At 52.9% G+C, this 17218-nt stretch carries 15 protein-coding genes; 7 read left to right on the top strand and 8 right to left on the bottom strand.

Features of this window, described 5'->3' with window-relative positions; genetic code table 11:
* Positions 1-44 precede the first annotated feature (44 nt).
* Both AB5Z05_RS17890 and AB5Z05_RS17885 read left to right on the top strand, forming a co-directional pair.
* Positions 45-2405: a carbamoyltransferase gene (locus AB5Z05_RS17890; protein ID WP_368152491.1), complete on the top strand. Its 2361-nt coding sequence runs from the start codon at positions 45-47 to the stop codon at positions 2403-2405.
* Positions 2406-2533: 128 nt separating this feature from the next.
* The gene (locus AB5Z05_RS17885) at positions 2534-4024 is read left to right on the top strand and encodes a GSCFA domain-containing protein (RefSeq protein WP_368152489.1); all 1491 of its coding nucleotides are present in this window, start codon (positions 2534-2536) and stop codon (positions 4022-4024) included.
* A gap of 105 nt (positions 4025-4129) precedes the next feature.
* Here the strand turns inward: AB5Z05_RS17885 and pseC are convergent, their stop codons facing one another.
* The 6 genes from pseC to AB5Z05_RS17855 all read right to left on the bottom strand — a co-directional run bounded on the left by pseC (position 4130) and on the right by AB5Z05_RS17855 (position 10038).
* Positions 4130-5290, bottom strand: a complete 1161-nt coding sequence (gene pseC, locus AB5Z05_RS17880; RefSeq protein ID WP_368152487.1) for a UDP-4-amino-4,6-dideoxy-N-acetyl-beta-L-altrosamine transaminase — start codon at positions 5288-5290, stop codon at positions 4130-4132.
* Positions 5287-6291: a UDP-N-acetylglucosamine 4,6-dehydratase (inverting) gene (gene pseB, locus AB5Z05_RS17875; protein WP_127007581.1), complete on the bottom strand. Its 1005-nt coding sequence runs from the start codon at positions 6289-6291 to the stop codon at positions 5287-5289. The genes pseC and pseB overlap by 4 nt, the downstream gene beginning before the upstream one ends.
* 157 nt (positions 6292-6448) lie before the next feature.
* Positions 6449-7294 carry a cobalamin-binding protein gene (locus AB5Z05_RS17870; RefSeq protein ID WP_368152484.1) on the bottom strand — a complete coding sequence of 282 codons (846 nt, stop codon included), beginning with the start codon at positions 7292-7294 and terminating at the stop codon, positions 6449-6451.
* Positions 7287-8249, bottom strand: coding sequence for a cobalamin biosynthesis protein (locus AB5Z05_RS17865; protein WP_368152481.1), 963 nt, complete (start codon positions 8247-8249; stop codon positions 7287-7289). Before AB5Z05_RS17865 ends, AB5Z05_RS17870 begins: the two co-directional genes overlap by 8 nt.
* Positions 8246-8938: a 5'-methylthioadenosine/S-adenosylhomocysteine nucleosidase gene (gene mtnN / locus AB5Z05_RS17860; RefSeq protein ID WP_005361500.1), complete on the bottom strand. Its 693-nt coding sequence runs from the start codon at positions 8936-8938 to the stop codon at positions 8246-8248. The genes AB5Z05_RS17865 and mtnN overlap by 4 nt, the downstream gene beginning before the upstream one ends.
* A gap of 167 nt (positions 8939-9105) precedes the next feature.
* Positions 9106-10038, bottom strand: coding sequence for a ZIP family metal transporter (locus tag AB5Z05_RS17855; protein WP_047440409.1), 933 nt, complete (start codon positions 10036-10038; stop codon positions 9106-9108).
* Between AB5Z05_RS17855 and AB5Z05_RS17850 the strand changes: the two genes are divergently transcribed.
* Positions 9966-10220, top strand: a complete 255-nt coding sequence (locus AB5Z05_RS17850; RefSeq protein WP_185900106.1) for a hypothetical protein — start codon at positions 9966-9968, stop codon at positions 10218-10220. The genes AB5Z05_RS17855 and AB5Z05_RS17850 overlap by 73 nt on opposite strands.
* A 157-nt stretch (positions 10221-10377) precedes the next feature.
* The gene (locus AB5Z05_RS17845; RefSeq protein WP_330124488.1) at positions 10378-12009 is read left to right on the top strand and encodes a methyl-accepting chemotaxis protein; all 1632 of its coding nucleotides are present in this window, start codon (positions 10378-10380) and stop codon (positions 12007-12009) included.
* Between the two features lie 404 nt (positions 12010-12413).
* Here the strand turns inward: AB5Z05_RS17845 and suhB are convergent, their stop codons facing one another.
* A complete protein-coding gene (gene suhB / locus AB5Z05_RS17840) occupies positions 12414-13217 on the bottom strand; it encodes an inositol-1-monophosphatase (protein ID WP_005352992.1) in 804 nt (267 codons plus the stop codon).
* A 199-nt stretch (positions 13218-13416) separates the two neighbouring features.
* Here suhB and AB5Z05_RS17835 point away from each other — a divergent pair, with 199 nt between their 5' ends.
* The 3 genes from AB5Z05_RS17835 (at position 13417) to emrD (ending at position 16161) form a co-directional block, all read left to right on the top strand.
* On the top strand, positions 13417-13872 hold the full coding sequence (locus AB5Z05_RS17835; protein WP_128835962.1) for a hypothetical protein: 456 nt from the start codon (positions 13417-13419) through the stop codon (positions 13870-13872).
* A gap of 168 nt (positions 13873-14040) precedes the next feature.
* The gene (locus tag AB5Z05_RS17830) at positions 14041-14703 is read left to right on the top strand and encodes a glutathione S-transferase family protein (protein ID WP_368152478.1); all 663 of its coding nucleotides are present in this window, start codon (positions 14041-14043) and stop codon (positions 14701-14703) included.
* Between the two features lie 261 nt (positions 14704-14964).
* Positions 14965-16161 (top strand): multidrug efflux MFS transporter EmrD, encoded by a 1197-nt coding sequence (emrD, locus tag AB5Z05_RS17825; RefSeq protein ID WP_368152475.1) that lies wholly within the window; start codon positions 14965-14967, stop codon positions 16159-16161.
* Positions 16162-16245: 84 nt separating this feature from the next.
* On the opposite strand, the gene AB5Z05_RS17820 is transcribed toward emrD, so the two are convergent.
* The gene (locus AB5Z05_RS17820) at positions 16246-17154 is read right to left on the bottom strand and encodes a LysR family transcriptional regulator (protein WP_335828262.1); all 909 of its coding nucleotides are present in this window, start codon (positions 17152-17154) and stop codon (positions 16246-16248) included.
* Positions 17155-17218: the final 64 nt, after the last annotated feature.

Below are 17218 nucleotides of genomic sequence, written 5' to 3'. Positions count from 1 at the left end.
CGATCTCGCATAAATAAAACCCATGTTATCAGGGGACTATAATTATGAAAGAACTTGTTCTTGGTATTAATTATTTTGGGCATGATTCAGCCGTATCGCTGGTCAATATGGATGGTGAGGTTCTGTATTGCTTAACTGAGGAGCGTTTTTCCAATATAAAGCATGATGGGGCTTTTCCCATAATATCCATTAATACAGTTATCGATCTGATCAAACAGCATACACTTGGGAATTTGAGATATATAGCATTAAATCATGATCCTGAGCTATATGTAACCGACAAGTTATTCAGCTACATTGATAGTTGTTGTGTTCATGAACAGTCATCCCTGCTTAAAAATAATATTTTGGCCGTATTGTCTGAAATGCGCGTATGTCGGCAAGGGATGTACCCACTGAATTTTTTGCAAGAATTAATTGCTCGCTTAGGTATTTATAGAGATATATCACAAGATTTGCTTCGATATATAAAGTGGTCTCTGAATCGTTATCTTTATACGCAACAAACACTTAACAATATCAAGGCTATGTTTCCTGAATGCCAAGTCATTTCAGTAGCTCATCATGCTTGTCATGCGGCCAGCGCTTTCTTCTGTTCTGGTTATTCAGAGTCTGTAATCATGACGATTGATGGTTACGGCGAGCATGATACGATTACTCTGGGTTTAGGTTGTGGAAATGATATTTCAGTTATCTCGAAAAGCTGCTGGCCTAACAGTATCGGTATTCTTTATAGCATGGTGACACAATATTTAGGTTTTGATTGGTTTGGTGACGAATATAAAGTCATGGGGATGGCAGCTTATGGCGAAATTAAGTACCTTCCGCTTTTTAGAAAATTGGGCCGAGTGACAGATGATGGGGTATTTAAATTTATTCCAGGACATCTGATGTCTGGAGATGAGGTCCCTGGAGCTCCCGGAGAACAATGGTACGCTTTTACACCACTTCTTGAACAGTTATTGGGTGGACGGCGTCATCATGATGATGAGTTCGAACAACGGCATTTTGATATTGCCGCAAGCCTACAGGCATTCGTTGAAGACTGTGGGGTCTATATGGCCAAATATCTAAAGCGTATCTATCCCCATGTCGATAAAATTTGTATCGCCGGTGGTGTCGGCCTTAATGGGTTGATGAATTCTCGTATTTTGAAAGAGGCAGGCTTTTCGAGTATTTATATTCAGCCTGCTTCATCTGATGATGGGACTGCTATCGGTGCAGCATTCAGTGTGGTTGCGTCTAAATCTGAAAACCCGAAGTTTTGTCGACTACATAATATGTTTCTTGGTGTGGAACGTTCAGATGAAGAGATAAGGCAAGTTCTGGATGATAAAGGGTTGATTTATACTCGAGAGAAAAATATATCTGCTAAAATTGCGACCTTACTATCGGAAGGGAAAGTTGTTGCTAGATATGAAGGCCGATCTGAGTTTGGACCTAGAGCATTAGGGCATAGAAGTATCATGGCGAGTCCACTACACCAGGAAATGAAGGATGTTATTAATTCAAGAATAAAGCATCGTGAACGATTCAGACCTTTTGCTCCTGCCTGTTTGGCTGAGGATATAAAAGATTATTTCTATGCTGAGGATGATGCTGAATTTATGCTGATCATTCCGCAGGTTAAACCAGATAAACAGGATATTATTCCTGCTGTTGTGCATAATGATGGTACTGCGAGAGTTCAAGCTGTTCACAAGAGTAAAAACCCTGGGTTTTATGACATTATAGAAGAGTTTAAAAAAATAACTGGTGTACCTGTCATAATAAACACTTCGTTCAATGTTAATGGTGAAACGATAGTGGAATCCCCCCTAGATGCAATAGAGTGTTTTCTATATACAGATATTGATAACTTAGCCATAGGCGATTATCTGGTTTGTAAAAGCGCGAACCTTCCTGCCATGATTAAACTATCCCGCTCGGACTTCCTGGAATTGCGCAAACAGCGCTATCGCCAGCAGAGTTGGTGTCGGCAGTTGTTTTGGTCTTCTGACACAGGTTCTGTTAGTGCGTCAGAATCCGATTTAGACGCACAAGAGCAGCGTATAAAATGGCGTCGTATGGCATCGGTACTTCATCAGCATCTGGTGGCGATGCCTTATCCTGCATTCTGTATTGTTGGTGCGGGTGAGATCGGAATTGTATTTCTAAATGCATTGCGTAACCGCATGCAGATTAGTTGTTTGGTGGATAAACAGGCTGAATCTATGCAAGGATTTTCAATACCGGTAAAAACCCTCGAACAAGCTATTGCTGAGGGCGAACGCCATTTTATAATTGCATCTGAAGCCTTTGAAGCTGAGCTCAAAGCTAGGATAAATCAGCTTTTGCCGATAGAAGAAATCGTTATGTTTGGTATTTCAGATCTTATTTCTATGATGACCAAATCTGTAGAGTGAGGTACGAGTGTTGGTGTATTCCATTTGCGAGTACGCCAGCAATTTTATTGATTTATCTACTGTTCAAAGATGGTCTATGATACTCAAAATCACAAGCAATAAAAATTATGCTTTTTATGGAGGATGCTATGGATAGTTTTGGTAATAAAGTAAATTTTGATGACGTGCTTAATTATATTAATGATGGCGATGATGTGCGTGCACTACAAATATTAAGTTCTTGCATTTCGAACAACAATGATAATTTTCTATATTGTCATTTATATGTTTGTTGTTTAATAAATACCGGCCGTTTCTCAGAGGCAATTAGTTTTTTAAAAACAAAATCATCGACACCATTTTATAATGATTCACTTTGCAGAATTTATAACCTTACTAACAATGAACATGCGGAGATTGAACTGCAAGTTACTTCTGCAAAACAGAGAATAAAATCAAAGGAATATGTTGTCAGTGTCATAAATAAACTAATTGGTAAAAACTCTAATCGGTATAATTTGATTGCCTTTGAATTGGCGCGTAATTTTACTGACATTCATCCTGATTATCCTCTTGGATGGCAATTACTTGCTAAGTTAGCCATGTATACTGATAATTGGAGGGAGGCTGAATTAGCTTACCTGAAATTGCTGTCAATGGATGAAGGTAATGAAAATATACTAAATGACTATGAAAGTTTGTTAGCCAGAAAAACTATTGAACTCAGTTTTTTTGAAAATGAAACAGGTCTGGCACAGGGAATGGAATCAGAGAATAATAAACGCTCCATTAAAAAGCCCTATGTTATGGCACGCTATCCAATGAAAGATGAATTGATGACTAGTTTTAGAGATTCTTTTTTAAAGCATGTTGCAGTGGAGTTTAACTCTAATCCACCAAAGTTTATGCCTCATGATAAGTTTGTAACATTTGGTTCGTGCTTTGCATCTAATGTAGCTGCCGAATTAAAGTCTCAAGGTAAAGATGTGTGGCATATCCCTATTGGTGAAGATCTGAATAATACATATACAAATAAATTGTTTTGGCAATGGGTGTGTGGTCATGAAGTAGGGGCTGATCTAGAAAATAAGATGTTCAAATTATTAAATGTTTCTAGAGTAGAGGTTTTTCAAAAAATAAAAGATGCAAAATGCTTTATTTATACATTAGGGTTGGGTGCTGCTTTCTTTTCTAAAAGCACTGGTGAACTTCTTGTGCCAGATTCAGATTGGGTAGGGACAAGGGCTTTGATAGAACATGGAGAATTCAAAACGACTAGTGTTAGTGATAATTATAGAAATATCTTAGAAATAATCAGTTTGATAAGAAAGGTTAATATAGGGGCGCAGATAATAATTACATTATCTCCTGTACCATTGCTTGCTACTTTTGAACGGCATTCCGCTGTAATCGCTGATTGCCTAAGCAAGTCAGTTTTACGTGTGGCGGTCAATGAGGTCATGAATGATAAAATTGATGCTGTTTATTATTGGCCAAGTTTTGAGGCTGTTCGTTGGTTAGGCCCACATATAGGTAAATGCTATGGAAGTGATGATGGTGTTTCACGTCATATAAATGAAAGCATTATTTCAGATATCATTTCTGTATTTGTTGATTCAGTTACTGTGCGTGATTGTTAGTCATCATGGTGAAACTATTATGTCCTGATTTTTGGTATGAGTATGAATTGGTTCTGAAGAAGAGTGAAACTTGTCAGTGGAATAAACGTTCCCCCCATTTAATTGCTACTTTTGGTTGACGCTTCCGTTGTGCCAGACATGAGTCTTCAATAGATGACAGATTTCGCCTTGCTGCTTGGCCTGTAGCTCCGGAAAGAGTGGAAGCGTGATGGCTCCGGCATAAAACTGCTCGGTACATGGAAGAGGAGTCTGAGTCCACTTTTGATACCAAGGTTGTTTGTAAATAGGTATATAGTGCACGTTGGCGCCGATATCCTGTTCACGTACTTTTTGGAAGAGCACACTGCGTTGTTCAGGGACTACATGGTGAACATAGAGATGGAAGGCGCTACGCCGCTCGCTGTTGAAATATCGAAGTAGTTGTTGTGGTGCCAGTCTTTCGAAGTAGTAACGAGCAATCTTGTTACGCGTGTTAATCCATGTCTCCAGATTGATCATCTGGCTCAACCCTAGTGCCGCCTGAATGTCGGTCATGCGGTAGTTGAAGCCGAGTATTTGCTGCTCATAGTACCAAGGGCCGTCGGGTTCATTGATAAAGTCTTCCGGTTCACGGGTGATGCCGTGGCTGCGGAGCATACGCATCGTCTTGGCAATCGCAGGGTCGTTGGTCATGGCCATCCCCCCTTCACCGGTGGTGATGATCTTCACCGGGTGGAAGCTGAAGACGGTGATGTCGCTGTAGCGGCCATTGCCGGTAGGTTCATCGTGATAGCGAGCCCCCAGGGCGTGACAGGCATCTTCGATGATCCTAAAGCCATATTCTTGCCCCAACCGATGGATCTCTTTCATATCGCAGGGGAGGCCGGCAAAGTGAACTGGTATGACTACCTTGGGGAGTTTTCCTTCCGCCTGGGCGGCAATCAGTTTCTTCTCCAGCTCCACTGCGCACATGTTCCCTGTATCGGGTTCAATGTCGACGAAGTCGACTTGTGCACCGCAATAGAGAGCACAGTTGGCGGATGCAACGAAGCTGATGGGGGATGTCCAGACCCAATCCCCGTGGCCAACTCTCAGCGCCAGACAGGCGATATGGAGTGCTGCAGTACCTGAATTGACCGCCACCCCAAATTTAGCTCCACAGTAGTCGGCAACCGCTTGCTCGAAGCGCGGAACGACCGGCCCCTGGGTCAGGAAGTCGGACTTGAGAACTTCAACGACAGCATCGATATCTGCCTGGCTGATAGATTGACGGCCGTAGGGAATCATTTTGCTACCTTGCTCTGGTTCATCTTCTGGAGCTGTTCGATGCTGAAAAAGTGAGGGTTGCTGCGAGAGTTATATTCGAAGCCCTGTTCTACCATTTTTCCTTTTTCGCCCGCCGCTGTTTTGGAGAAATCGTTGTTGCGATTATTGAAGTTGATGGTTGGGCCAATCACGAAGAAGTCATCAAACTCGAATGTGTGATAAGAGTCATCGGCAGGGCACATTACTTCGTGAAGCTTCTCTCCCGGGCGGATGCCGATGATTTTGTGTGGCAGGTGAGGGGCCATGGCACTGGCCAAATCTGTGATGCGAACAGATGGCAATTTGGGAACGAATATTTCCCCTCCCTTCATCCGCCCAAAATTGTCCAGCACGAAATCCACCCCTTGCTGCAAAGTGATCCAGAAACGCGTCATCTCCTCATGGGTGATGGGCAACGCATCCGCATTCTGGTCAATCAGCTTTTGGAAGAAGGGGACGACAGAGCCACGAGAACCGACCACGTTGCCGTAGCGGACTACGGCAAAACGGGTGGGATCCTGTCCCGCGATGTTGTTTGCTGCAACGAAGAGCTTGTCTGATGCCAGCTTGGTGGCACCGTAGAGATTGATTGGATTGGCGGCTTTGTCAGTGGAGAGGGCAATAACTTTTTTGACTTGATTGAGCAAAGCGGCCTGGATGACGTTCTCTGCACCATGGATATTGGTTTTAATGCACTCCATGGGGTTGTATTCAGCAGCTGGAACCTGTTTCAGTGCTGCTGCATGGATCACGTAATCGACGCCACGCATTGCCATAGTGAGCCGGTTGGCGTCTCTTACATCACCGATAAAATAGCGCATGCAGGGGTCGTTAAACTCCTGTTGCATCTCGAACTGCTTCAGTTCGTCACGAGAATAGATGATAAGCCGTTTCGGTTTATAACGTTCCAGTACTGTTTTGACCAATCGTTGGCCAAACGAGCCGGTGCCACCGGTGATCAGTAGCGTTTTATCGTTGAACATTGTGGGCATCTCGTCATAAAAACAGTAGATGAATGATATGCTAGCAAATAAAGTACCAGTTTTTTTGGCAAAGAGTGTGATCCATTCACAAAAACAGTTTTAAAGGTTTGGGTGCAACCCAGACCACCTCGGATTGGCTCTCATCAGTAAAGCTTTATCAAGATGTGCCGGTGCTTTGCGAGCTTAGCTGGATAGCTTGGCAAACCTGCTCCACTGCATTGAGGGCTCTCGGGGTGAAACGGTGCAGCTCATCCGAGTTGATTAAATCGAGTCGCTGATGCTGCACCGCGTCGAGATTTGGCCACTTTCGCCAGTGAAGCAGGGCGTCAGGATCTTGACTCCCTCCCAGGATCAGCGATGGGTTGGCTCTGATCACCTGTTCCATGTCCACTTGAGGGTAAGGGGTCTTGGCATTCGCCATGATGTTGATCCCGCCGCAAAGCTCGATGGCCTGAGCCGGCCAGGCATTGCCACTGACGCTGGTGAGCGGCGGGTACCAGAGCTGGTAGAACACCTTGACACCGGTTGGTTGGCCATAGCGCTGTTGCAGGGAATGCAGGCGCGTCAGATAGCGATCGGCGGCTTCGTTGGCACTCTTCTCCACTCCAAGCAATTTGCCCAGCGCCCGCATTTCGGTGGCCAGCGAGGCAAAATCGGTGGGCTCCGAGTAGAAAACCGGGATACCCAGCTGCTCCAACGGGGCCAGCATCCGTGATTGAGCCGAGCGCCAGCCGAGGATCAAGTCCGGCTTTTGCGCCAGCAGCGCCTCGACATTGATGCTGCGATAATTGGCCACCTTGGGCTTGGTTTTCACCTCGGCGGGATAGTCTGAGGCATCATCAACGGCCACCAGCTTGTCACCGGCACCGATGTCGTAAAGCAGTTCGGTAAGATGGGGTACCACGCTCACCACCCGGCTCGGAGTGGCTGCCTGCAGCGCAGCGGGCAACCAGGCAAGCAACACGCAGGGCAGCCAGATAGGCAATCGCAACCATCTAACCATGAAATAACCCCGCCACAGTGACAAGCAGCGCCAGAATCAACCAGCCCCAGCCAATTCCTTGCAGAATATTGAGCACCTTGCGCGGTGACTCACCGTCGGGGTCATCACCGCTGCCAAGTATCGGCCAGCGTTGCAAGGTTCCCTGATAGTAGCGGGGGCCGCCAAGGCGGATCCGGCACTTGTCAGCAAGTAGCGTCAACAGCATCCCGATGGCGGGATAGGGCCAGATCGCGCCACTTCGCACCAGCTGTGCGGCCTGTTTGAGCCGCGGTAGCAGGAGCGGTAGCCCCAGCAGTAGGATGGTGGGAGCATTGAGCCCCAGATAGAGGGTACTGGCGGCTCGGCCAAAATAGCCAAACGCGGGATCCTTCATGCTCCAGCCCTGGCTCATCAGCTGCACCAGCCGCCAGAGCAAGGCGCCCTGTACGCCAGCCAAGGCAAATCCCAGCAGCGGGCCAGCCCATTGGCCGACCAGACGCAGGGCGCAGCTCTCCGTCACTGCTTTGGCGAGCCCCATGGTCGAGAGTTTGCCGGCCTCCCGCTTTAGCCAGGGGACAGACTGCAATCTCGCCAGCGGCAGGGTCTCCTGCGTGACGAGCGAGCGGGTGGCATGGGCGAGTTCGCGCAGCGGACGGGATTCGAGCATCAGCAGCAAGAACAGCAGGTCGAAGATCGGCTCGCTCAATGCCAGATTGCGCAACGACCACAGCCCGGCGGCGCAGGGTACCCATACCACCAGCATCGCCAACATACCTGCTTGCACCTGCTGGCGTGGCGTGCCATCGGCCCTGTGCACCTTGCGCCCCAACCGGGTCAGCAAGGGCGTTACGGCCGAAAGACGCAGATGGGATGGCCACGGGATCACCGCCTCCAGCAGGGCTGCCCCCACCAGAATGGCCGCCATCGTAGAAAGGAGGGCGTCGGCCATCAAATCAAGCGAGCCGGTCTCGATCACAGCTTGCCGAGCATCTTGATGATCACTTCGGCGGAGTGCTTGCCAGCCACTTCGATAAAGGCATCGAAGGATTCAACCTGTTCCTTGCCAGCGATATCGGACATGGCGCGTACTACCAGATAGGGCACCTTGAACATGTGGCACACCTGACCGATCGCTGCACCTTCCATCTCGACCGCCAGCATCTGCGGGAAGTCGGCGCGAGCCTTGGCGATGGCGTCCGGTTTGCACATGAACTGATCGCCGGTGCAGATAAGGCCGACCTTGGTCTGGTGTTTGCCTTGTTCGGCGATGCAATCCTGAGCGACCGCGATGAGTTTCTCGTCGCAGGGGAAGGCGGCGGGTTGCTGCGCCATCTGGCCCATCTCGTAACCAAAGGCGGTCACGTCCACATCGTGGAAACGCATCTCGCTGGCGATCACCACATCACCGATATGCAGGTCTTGGGCAAAGCCGCCCGCAGAGCCGGTATTGATGACGCAGTCGGGGGCAAATTTTTCCAGCAGCAGGCTGGTGGCCACGCTGGCGGCGACTTTACCGATGCCGGAGCGGGTCAGGATCACCTCTTTGCCTGCCAGCATCCCTTGATAGAACTCGCAGCCGCCCAGTTGCAGGGTGGTGGGGGTGCTCATCTGGCTGCGCAGCAGGGCTACTTCTTGCTCCATGGCGCCGATAATACCTACTTTCATTGCTGACCTCGTCTTGATAGCCGTGTGGCTGAATTTAAGTTGCTGTAGATCATAACAAAAGATGGCGTCGGCGCCGAGAGGCACAAGCGAAAGGAGAGATGAAGTGCGGCGCTCCATATGGGTGCGCCGCAGGTGACAAAAAGCATTGATGAGATAGGAGGGGGCCTTTAGCCGAGCGCGGTGTCGAGGGTCATCATCAGGGCAAAGCCCGCCATCAGGCCGAGGGTGGCATAGGTCTGGTGACCGTTGCGGTGGGTCTCCGGGATCACCTCGTGCGAGACCACAAACAGCATGGCGCCGGCGGCGAGCCCAAGTCCGATGGGGTAGGCGATGGCAAGGCCGCTGGAGAGCCCCACCCCGAGCAGGGCGCCAACCGGTTCGAGCAGGCCGCTGGCGATGGCAACCAGCACAGCCACCGAGGGGCGAAAACCGGCGGCGCACATGGCCAGCGCCACCGCCAGTCCTTCGGGAATATCCTGCAGTGCGATGGCGGTGGTGAGCGGCAGCCCCACCGACATATCCCCCTGCGAGAAGCTGACCCCGATGGCCATCCCCTCCGGCAGGTTGTGCAGGGCGATGGCAAAGACGAATAGCCAGACCCGGGAGCAGCTCTCATGGCCGGGGCCGCAGGGGCCGGTTTTGTCATGTTCGTGCGGGGTGAACTGATCCAGCCCCAACATCAACAGCACCCCGAGGGTCATGCCGACCACCACCACGGCGGCGGCACTGAAGCCGTTGCCAGTGATCCCCTCGGCGGCCTCCAGCCCCGGCAACAGCAGGGAGAAGGCACTGGCCGCCAGCATCATGCCGGCGGCAAAGCCCAGCATGGTGTCCTCTACCTTTTGCGGTACCGAGCGCAGAAACAGAGCGGGCAGGGCGCCGATGGCGGTGGCGGCAAACCCGGCAGCACCACCGACAAGGCCGTAGCGCACGCCGCTGGTCACCTCTCCGGTAGCGAGCATGATGAGACTCTGCAACAGCAGCAACAAGACGGCAGCCAGCGCGATAAAGAGGCCGAGGGCAGTGAGTGGGCGACTTTGCATCTGGCTGCGCAGTTGCTGTGACCAGGATAACGGAGGAAGAGCTGAAAGATGGTCCATGGCATGGCCTCAAGGTGAGCAAAGTGGATGATGGCATTACATCGACTCGGCCACCCCTTGTCCATGTCTGCAAGACGATTGCCGCTATCGAGAAAATGGCGTCGGGTGAATATGAAGTTTTTTGTGATCCGGCTCCGATTGTTGGTTTTGTTAAGTTGCTTTTAATTTTTAAAGAAAAGTGAGGGTGTGGTCGCTTTGTGCTAGAGTGCGCGCCTTTGCGGAACTCTATCTTCCCGGTGTTCTGCATTCTTTCCCGTCAGGAAGGTCCGGGGATTTGCTCATAGGGACGTGATCGCCACACTCCATTCGCCTGTCAGCAGTAGAGGATCACCCGCCACTATGTTTTACAAGAATCTCTCCATCGGCAAAAAGATTGCCGTGGTTTTTGCGGTCATTGCCGCAGTCAACGTTGTCTTCGGTGTTTTTCTCTCCAGCGAATTGCGCGGTGTGCGTGATCGGGTGCTGAACTTTACCGACTCTACGCTGCCGAGTGTCCTGTCGGTCGAAACCCTGCTCTATGACGTCTCCTATGTCCGTCGTGCCCAGTTTGCATTGCTGATGGTGAACGATGCCGCTGATCTGCAGGCTCGCCGCAGCCGGATCCAGCAGAATATCCAGAAAGTAGACAACGCATTTCACGCCTATGAGGCGACTGTCGGTGCTGATCATGAGCGTCAGGTGTTTAATCAGGCCAAACAACAGTGGCTCAGTTACCAACGTGCAGTGAACGAGTTTGATCAACTGCTGGTACAAGGAGAACAAGAGCAGGCCAAGGCACAGTTATTTGCCTCGAATGCTGCTTTTGGTTCTTTGGAGCGGGCAGTTAATGCTCTGATCGATGTGAACCTCGGTTTTGTGAAGGAAAACCGCAGCAGCTTGCTTGGCAGCGTCAGCATGGTGACCACTTTCGCCATGGTGAGCATTGGTGCTCTGCTGGTGTTCATGGTGGTGATGACCTGGTTCCTGACCCGCCAGATCTGCCTGCCGCTGCAAGCGGTAGTGGCTCAGGCCAACGCCATTGCCGCCGGCGATCTGACTCATCAGCTGGAGCGTCAGCATATCGGCCGCGACGAGCTGGGCATGCTGGCCAAAGCTTCCCTCAAGATGCAGGACAACCTGCGTGGTCTGATTGAAGAGGTGGTAGCTGCGGTTACCCAGTTGGGGGCGGCGATTGACGAAGTGAGTGCGGTTTCCGAACAGTCTGCCAAGGGTATTCAGAGCCAGCAGCAGGAGATCTCGCTGGTGGCGACGGCCATGACCCAGATGAAAGCGACCGTTGCTGATGTGGCGGGCAATACAGAGCACACTTCTGAGTCTGCCAGTGCGGCTAATACCTTAGCCCGCAAAGGTAATCAGGATGTGCAGCGTTCGCTGGTGGCGATCACCCGTGTGGCGGAAGAGATTGAGCAGGCTGGCACGCTGGTGGCCGAACTGGAGCGTGAATCCGCCCAGATCAACGTAGTGGTCGATGTCATTCGCAGCATTGCCGATCAGACCAATCTGCTGGCTCTCAATGCCGCCATTGAGGCAGCCCGTGCCGGTGAACAGGGCCGTGGCTTTGCGGTGGTTGCCGATGAGGTGCGCACCCTGGCGGGCCGCACCCAGGCCTCTACCGGCGAGATCGTCGCCATCATCGAAACCCTGCAGTCTCGCGCCAATCAGGCCAAAGAGGTGACCGGGCTGAGCTGTGACATGATCCGTCAGTGCGTCACCCAAAGCGAGCAGACCGGCACCGGTATCCAGCAGATCGAAGAGGCTGTCGCCCAGATTGCCGATATGGCGATCCAGATTGCCAGCGCCTGTGGTGAGCAGGATGCGGTGTCTGATGAGCTGGGTCGCAATGTTGCGCGGATCAACGAATCCGCCAATGAGGTGGCGCAGGGGGCGGATCATACTGCCCGCGCGTGTCTGGAGCTGAGCCAGCTGGCGGTGGGTCTGAAGCAGACCATCGGGCGCTTCCGTCTCGCCTGATAAGGGGGCTGGCGTACGCCGGCCTCTTTATTCATAAAAGTCGGGGCGCTTTGCCTGCCCTCACGACACCCGGCCATGTGCCGGGTGTTTTTTATCTGGCGATGGGTACGAGGCCTGATGGTTGGGGCTCTTCATACAGAGGATGAAGATCAGGGCAAACTGGGAGGGAGATCAGATGCTTATCTCTGCCTGTGTGGTGATATTCAAGAAGGTTGGTTAAGGCGTGTTTGCTAACAAGGGCGACGAACTGTTTTGGGGATGGGGAACGGGGCGAGCGGTTGGGGCGCGAGCTATGGGGGAAGAAGAGCATAAGCAGTTGGTTGGAATGCCCTGACAGGGGATATCGCAGCAATAAAAAAAACCGGCTTGCGCCGGTTTTTTTATCTGTCTGCTCGAAGGCTGGCTTATTTCGCCAAGGACTCCGGCAGCTCTTCGCGGATCTTGCCGAGCATCTCTTTCAGGACACGCGGGTTGGCAACCACGATGTTGCCGGAGTTTTCGTAGTTGTGACCGCCTACGAAGTCGGTGACGATGGCGCCCGCTTCTTTGGCCAGCAGTTCACCGGCAGCGGTGTCCCAGGGCTTGAGGCCGATTTCCCAGAAACCGTCGACGCGACCGGCAGCCACGTAGGCCAGATCCAGTGCGGCAGAGCCGGAGCGACGGATGTCGGCACATTCGATGAACATGCTCTGGAACATCTTCAGGTAGGACTCGATGTGGTGCTTTTGTTTGTAGGGGAAACCGGTAGCCAGTACGGTGCCAGCCAGCTCTTTGGCTTTGCCGACACGGATACGGTAGCCGTTCAGCTGGGCGCCGCTACCACGGGTAGCAGTAAACAGCTCGTCACGGATGGGATCGTAAACAACGGCTTGTTCGGTTTTGCCTTTCACGCGCAGGGCGATGGAAACGGCAAAGTGCGGAATGCCTTTGACCAGGTTGGTCGTGCCATCCAGTGGGTCAATGATCCATTGGTAGTCCGGATTGGTACCGGCAATCTCACCAGACTCTTCAGCAACAATGCTGTGCTCCGGGTAAGATTTTTTGATGGTGTGAATGATGGCCGCTTCGGCTTCACGGTCAACGTTGGTCACGAAGTCATTGCTGCCTTTTTGGATAGCCTCAATGTTCTCGGGCTGGGAGAAGGCTTTTACTACAACTTGACCGGCGTTGCGCGCAGCGCGCACGGCGATATTCAGCATCGGATGCATAGGTTCACCACTGGATGTTAAAGAACGGGGGATAAAAGGACGCGGTATGATACCAGTATTTTGTGCGATGGCAACTGTTATCCCCCTACGACCAATTGATTACCACTGCCAGATTTGACGGCTCCAATATAGACCAGATCTGCGCTAGTCTTATCCCAGCAGCCGGATACAGGCTGTCATGAGCATAGGGATGTGAACCATGAATTTGTCATTAGTGAGTCAGAACGTGTCAGCGGCCAGCGAGGGACTGTTGGCCATCTTGCGGTCATCACCCGAGTATGGTGATCACTTTGCCCACATCACCGTGACCCCCCTGGCCCAGTGGCAACCGGCCAAGACGGAGGCGGCGATCCTGCTGATCGACGGCGATGCGCCCTGGCAGGATGCCGGATTTGCCCGGGGAGAGAATGAGACGATCGGTTTGCCGGTCTTGCCGCTGTTGATCCGCAAGGGAGACAAGGAGCTGACGGTCTGCGGGCCGGATGTGCGTGACCCCCGTTTCTATTTTGTTTCAAACGGCATCGTGCTGGATGAGTCGGAGCTGGCCGAGCCTGCCTGCAGCCGGGTGCTGTTGCGCAAGCTGGAGTCCTACTTCCCGCTGCTTTCCCGCCTGATCATGCTGCGCCAGCGCAAGCCGGTCGCCGTGATCAACTAATATCTACCATTGCCAGAGCGCACCAGCGGCGCACCGTGGCCTTGTTTGGCCTACGGTGCGCCGCTTTTTAATGGTCTGGAGCCGGTCACTTGTTGCAAGATGAGGCGGCTATGGTGTTGCACCCAGTTCCAACCGTGCAATCTGGCTATGACCAACAAGGAGTGAATCATGATCGACTTTTATACCGCCGCAACCCCCAATGGCTTCAAGGTGGCCATTGCACTGGAAGAGCTGGGATTGCCCTATCGGGTCATTCCTCTCGATCTCTCGGCACTGGATCAGAAGAAGCCCGAGTTTCTCGCCATCAACCCCAACGGCCGCATTCCGGCCATCGTCGATCGGGATAATGACGATTTTGCCGTATTCGAGTCGGGTGCCATCCTTATCTATCTGGCGGAGAAAACGGGCAAATTGTTGCCGGCGGACCCCAAACGCCGCTCTCAGGCCATTCAGTGGTTGATGTTCCAGATGGGCGGGGTAGGGCCCATGATGGGGCAGGCCAACGTCTTCTACCGCTACTTCCCCGAGAAGATCCCCGCCGCCATCGAACGTTACCAGAAGGAGGGGCGCCGCCTGTTCGAGGTGCTCGACAGCCATCTGGCTCATCACGAATATCTGGCGGACGAGTACAGCATCGCCGATATCGCCACCTGGCCCTGGGTGCGGATTTATGACTGGAGCGGCATCTCCATCGAGGAGTTACCCCATCTGCAAGCCTGGATGGAGCGGATGGCCGAGAAGCCTGCCTGCCAGAAGGGGATCACCATACCACCGCGCAAAGAGCAGCCGGATGAGCTGATCAAGCAGGCGCAGCAGATGGTAACACGTTGATTTTTAACTGCTGACGGGGCGTGAAGCCCCGTAATATTAGAAAAACTAAGGCAAGCCGATTATAAAGATTCGTTCGTTTTTTGTGAGCTGAGTCACTATGATGCCCTCATACCACCAATCGTCCTGTGCGGTGGCTTGGCGGGCTCCCCGCCTACTGTTTCCAACACTGTTTTTGATTGCATCACAGCCTCTGTGATCAGATTCCTCTGGGCCATTTTGTGCCAGAGGGCGGCAGCTTTTTTTCGATTTTTTGGGACTGATATGGATCGGCACAGTTTTTATCCGTTGTTTTTACTGACCATTCTGATGGTCGCTGTGGGCCAGATGACCCAGACCCTCTATGTCCCCTCCATTCCCATGATGGCGGGGGACTTCAATGTGGCCTCGGGCCAGTTGCAGGCGGTGATGGCCTGTTACCTGATCCCCTATGGCCTCTCCCAGTTTGTCTACGGGCCGCTGTCGGATCGCATCGGTCGTCGTCCGGTGCTGATCGTCGGCATGATGGTGTTTCTGGTGGGCACCCTGATCATTCAGGTCATCCCCCATTTTGCCGCCTTGCTGGTGGGCAGCTTTATTCAGGGACTGGGCACCGGTGCCGGTGGCGCCATGAGCCGTACCGTGATGCGCGATCGCTACAACGGCGCCGAGCTCAACCGCGCCAACAGTCTGGTGAGCATGGGGGTGATCTTCTCCCCGCTGCTGGCGCCTGTGCTTGGGGGCTGGCTGACCGAGCTGTTCAACTGGCGTGCCGGTTACTGGTTCCTGTTCGGTTTTGGGGCCGTAGCCACTCTGGCGATCATGGCCTGGTTTGGTGAAACTCTGCCTGCTGCTGCCCGTCATCCACTGCGCGTCGGTGCTGCCTATCGCCATGTGCTGGGCAACCCCAAGTTTCAGGGCAACCTGCTCTGCCTGATGGCGACCTTTGCGGGACTCGCGGTATTTGAAGCGGCGGCCGGTGTGCTGCTCGGCGATGTGCTGAAACTGAGCGCCCGTACCGTGAGCGTGCTGTTCGTGCTGCCGCTGCCCGGCTATTTGTTCGGGGCCTGGCTCTCTGCCAAGCTGAGCTTCCGTTTGACTCAGGGCAAGCTGATGCGTCTGGGGATCGCCTTTCTGGCGCTGGGGTCGCTTATCATTCTGGTGCCGGGGCTGTTCGGGATGGTGAGTGCCGCCTCGCTGGTCGGTGGTGCGGCCGTCTACTTCATCGGTAGCGGCATTCTCTACCCGACCGCCACTTCCTGTGCCATCGAGCCCTTCCCGGGGCAGGCCGGCACCGCGGGGGCCATTCTCGGCGGGATGCAGAATCTGGGTGCCGGTGTGGTGACCCTGCTGGCGGCCGGTTTCCCGATGACCGGTCAGGTGACTCTGGGGGCCATCATGACCCTGATGGTGCTGATCGTGGCGCTGAGTTTTGTCTGGCTGCGCCACCATGGCTCGCCGCACGAGCAGATGGCGATTTGATGCCCGCGCTTGCTCTCTGAAAGCCCGCCTTCTGGCGGGCTTTTTCTTTGCCAGAACCTAATGCGGTCTACTGCTCGGCCTGCGTCAAGGTGCGTTTGCCGGTTCACCTTCTGCCACCAGTTCAAGAAAGGCGCGCATGGCGGGGGTGATGCTCTGCTGGCGGGTCAGAAAGGCGGTATGGCCGATATTCTCCAGTGGAGCGAGTGGCAGGCAAACGAGATCCGAGAGCTTGCTGGCAGAGCGGGCAAGGCCTGCGCTGACGATGGCCCAGCCCAGCCGGTGGCGTACGGCGCTGACCAGATGGAACAGCGAGTCGGTCTCCAGTACCACGTTGAGCGAGGTTCCCCCCTGCTCGGCGGCGCGATCCAGATACTGACGAAATTGCATGGTACGGCTGGGCAGCACCAACGGCTGTTGCTGCAGTTCAGCAAGCGCAATGTCACCGCTGTGCGGGTACAGATCCGCTTCGTCACGGTTCATCAGCACCGCCATCTGGTTGGCGCCTTGCGGGTAGACATGAAAGGCGCGCCGGCCAGCTCCGCCAACCGGTTCATCAAATCCCAGTCCGATATCGCACTGATGCAACTCCAGCTGTGACAGCAGCGCTTCGTTGCTGAGCACCGACAGGCGAATGACGATATCGGGATAGCGCTGCTTGCAGCGTGCGATAAACGGCATGATGTCGAGATTGGACTGCGGCACGATGCCGATGCGCAGGGTGCCGGAGAGTTCGCCTTGGAACAGGGCCAGCTCCTGTTTGAGCGCCTCCTGTTCCAGCAACATTCGTTCGGCATACTGGCGTACCAGCTCGCCGGCCTCGGTCAGGGCGACAAACTGGCTGGTGCGTACCACCAGATCGGTGCCGACACTCTTTTCCAGGGCAGTAATGCTGGCCGAGAGGGTCGGTTGGGTGATGTGGCAGGCTTTGGCCGCTTTGGCAAAATGCTGGTGTTTGGCCAGCTCGTGAAAGTAGTGAAGTTGCTTGATGTTCATCTGGTTGTAGTGGAGGCAGTGGAACCGGCTATTGAAGAATTAATCAATTGAAAAAACATCTTCG

The organism is Aeromonas sp. R2-4 (assembly GCF_040908365.1).
GTDB classification, from domain to species: Bacteria; Pseudomonadota; Gammaproteobacteria; order Enterobacterales; family Aeromonadaceae; genus Aeromonas; species Aeromonas veronii.
Note: the sequence above shows the minus strand (reverse complement) of the source record. Positions and strands in the feature narration are given on the sequence as shown.

What these genes read in the sequence shown, in the direction of transcription:
- emrD (WP_368152475.1), top strand. Translation starts at nt 14,965, where the DNA reads ATGGATCGGCACAGTTTTTATCCGTTGTTTTTACTGACCATTCTGATG.
- AB5Z05_RS17820 (WP_335828262.1), bottom strand. Translation starts at nt 17,154, where the DNA reads ATGAACATCAAGCAACTTCACTACTTTCACGAGCTGGCCAAACACCAG.
- AB5Z05_RS17870 (WP_368152484.1), bottom strand. Translation starts at nt 7,294, where the DNA reads ATGGTTAGATGGTTGCGATTGCCTATCTGGCTGCCCTGCGTGTTGCTT.
- AB5Z05_RS17855 (WP_047440409.1), bottom strand. Translation starts at nt 10,038, where the DNA reads ATGGACCATCTTTCAGCTCTTCCTCCGTTATCCTGGTCACAGCAACTG.
- AB5Z05_RS17835 (WP_128835962.1), top strand. Translation starts at nt 13,417, where the DNA reads ATGAATTTGTCATTAGTGAGTCAGAACGTGTCAGCGGCCAGCGAGGGA.
- AB5Z05_RS17890 (WP_368152491.1), top strand. Translation starts at nt 45, where the DNA reads ATGAAAGAACTTGTTCTTGGTATTAATTATTTTGGGCATGATTCAGCC.
- pseB (WP_127007581.1), bottom strand. Translation starts at nt 6,291, where the DNA reads ATGTTCAACGATAAAACGCTACTGATCACCGGTGGCACCGGCTCGTTT.
- AB5Z05_RS17845 (WP_330124488.1), top strand. Translation starts at nt 10,378, where the DNA reads ATGTTTTACAAGAATCTCTCCATCGGCAAAAAGATTGCCGTGGTTTTT.
- pseC (WP_368152487.1), bottom strand. Translation starts at nt 5,290, where the DNA reads ATGATTCCCTACGGCCGTCAATCTATCAGCCAGGCAGATATCGATGCT.
- AB5Z05_RS17885 (WP_368152489.1), top strand. Translation starts at nt 2,534, where the DNA reads ATGGATAGTTTTGGTAATAAAGTAAATTTTGATGACGTGCTTAATTAT.
- suhB (WP_005352992.1), bottom strand. Translation starts at nt 13,217, where the DNA reads ATGCATCCGATGCTGAATATCGCCGTGCGCGCTGCGCGCAACGCCGGT.
- AB5Z05_RS17830 (WP_368152478.1), top strand. Translation starts at nt 14,041, where the DNA reads ATGATCGACTTTTATACCGCCGCAACCCCCAATGGCTTCAAGGTGGCC.
- mtnN (WP_005361500.1), bottom strand. Translation starts at nt 8,938, where the DNA reads ATGAAAGTAGGTATTATCGGCGCCATGGAGCAAGAAGTAGCCCTGCTG.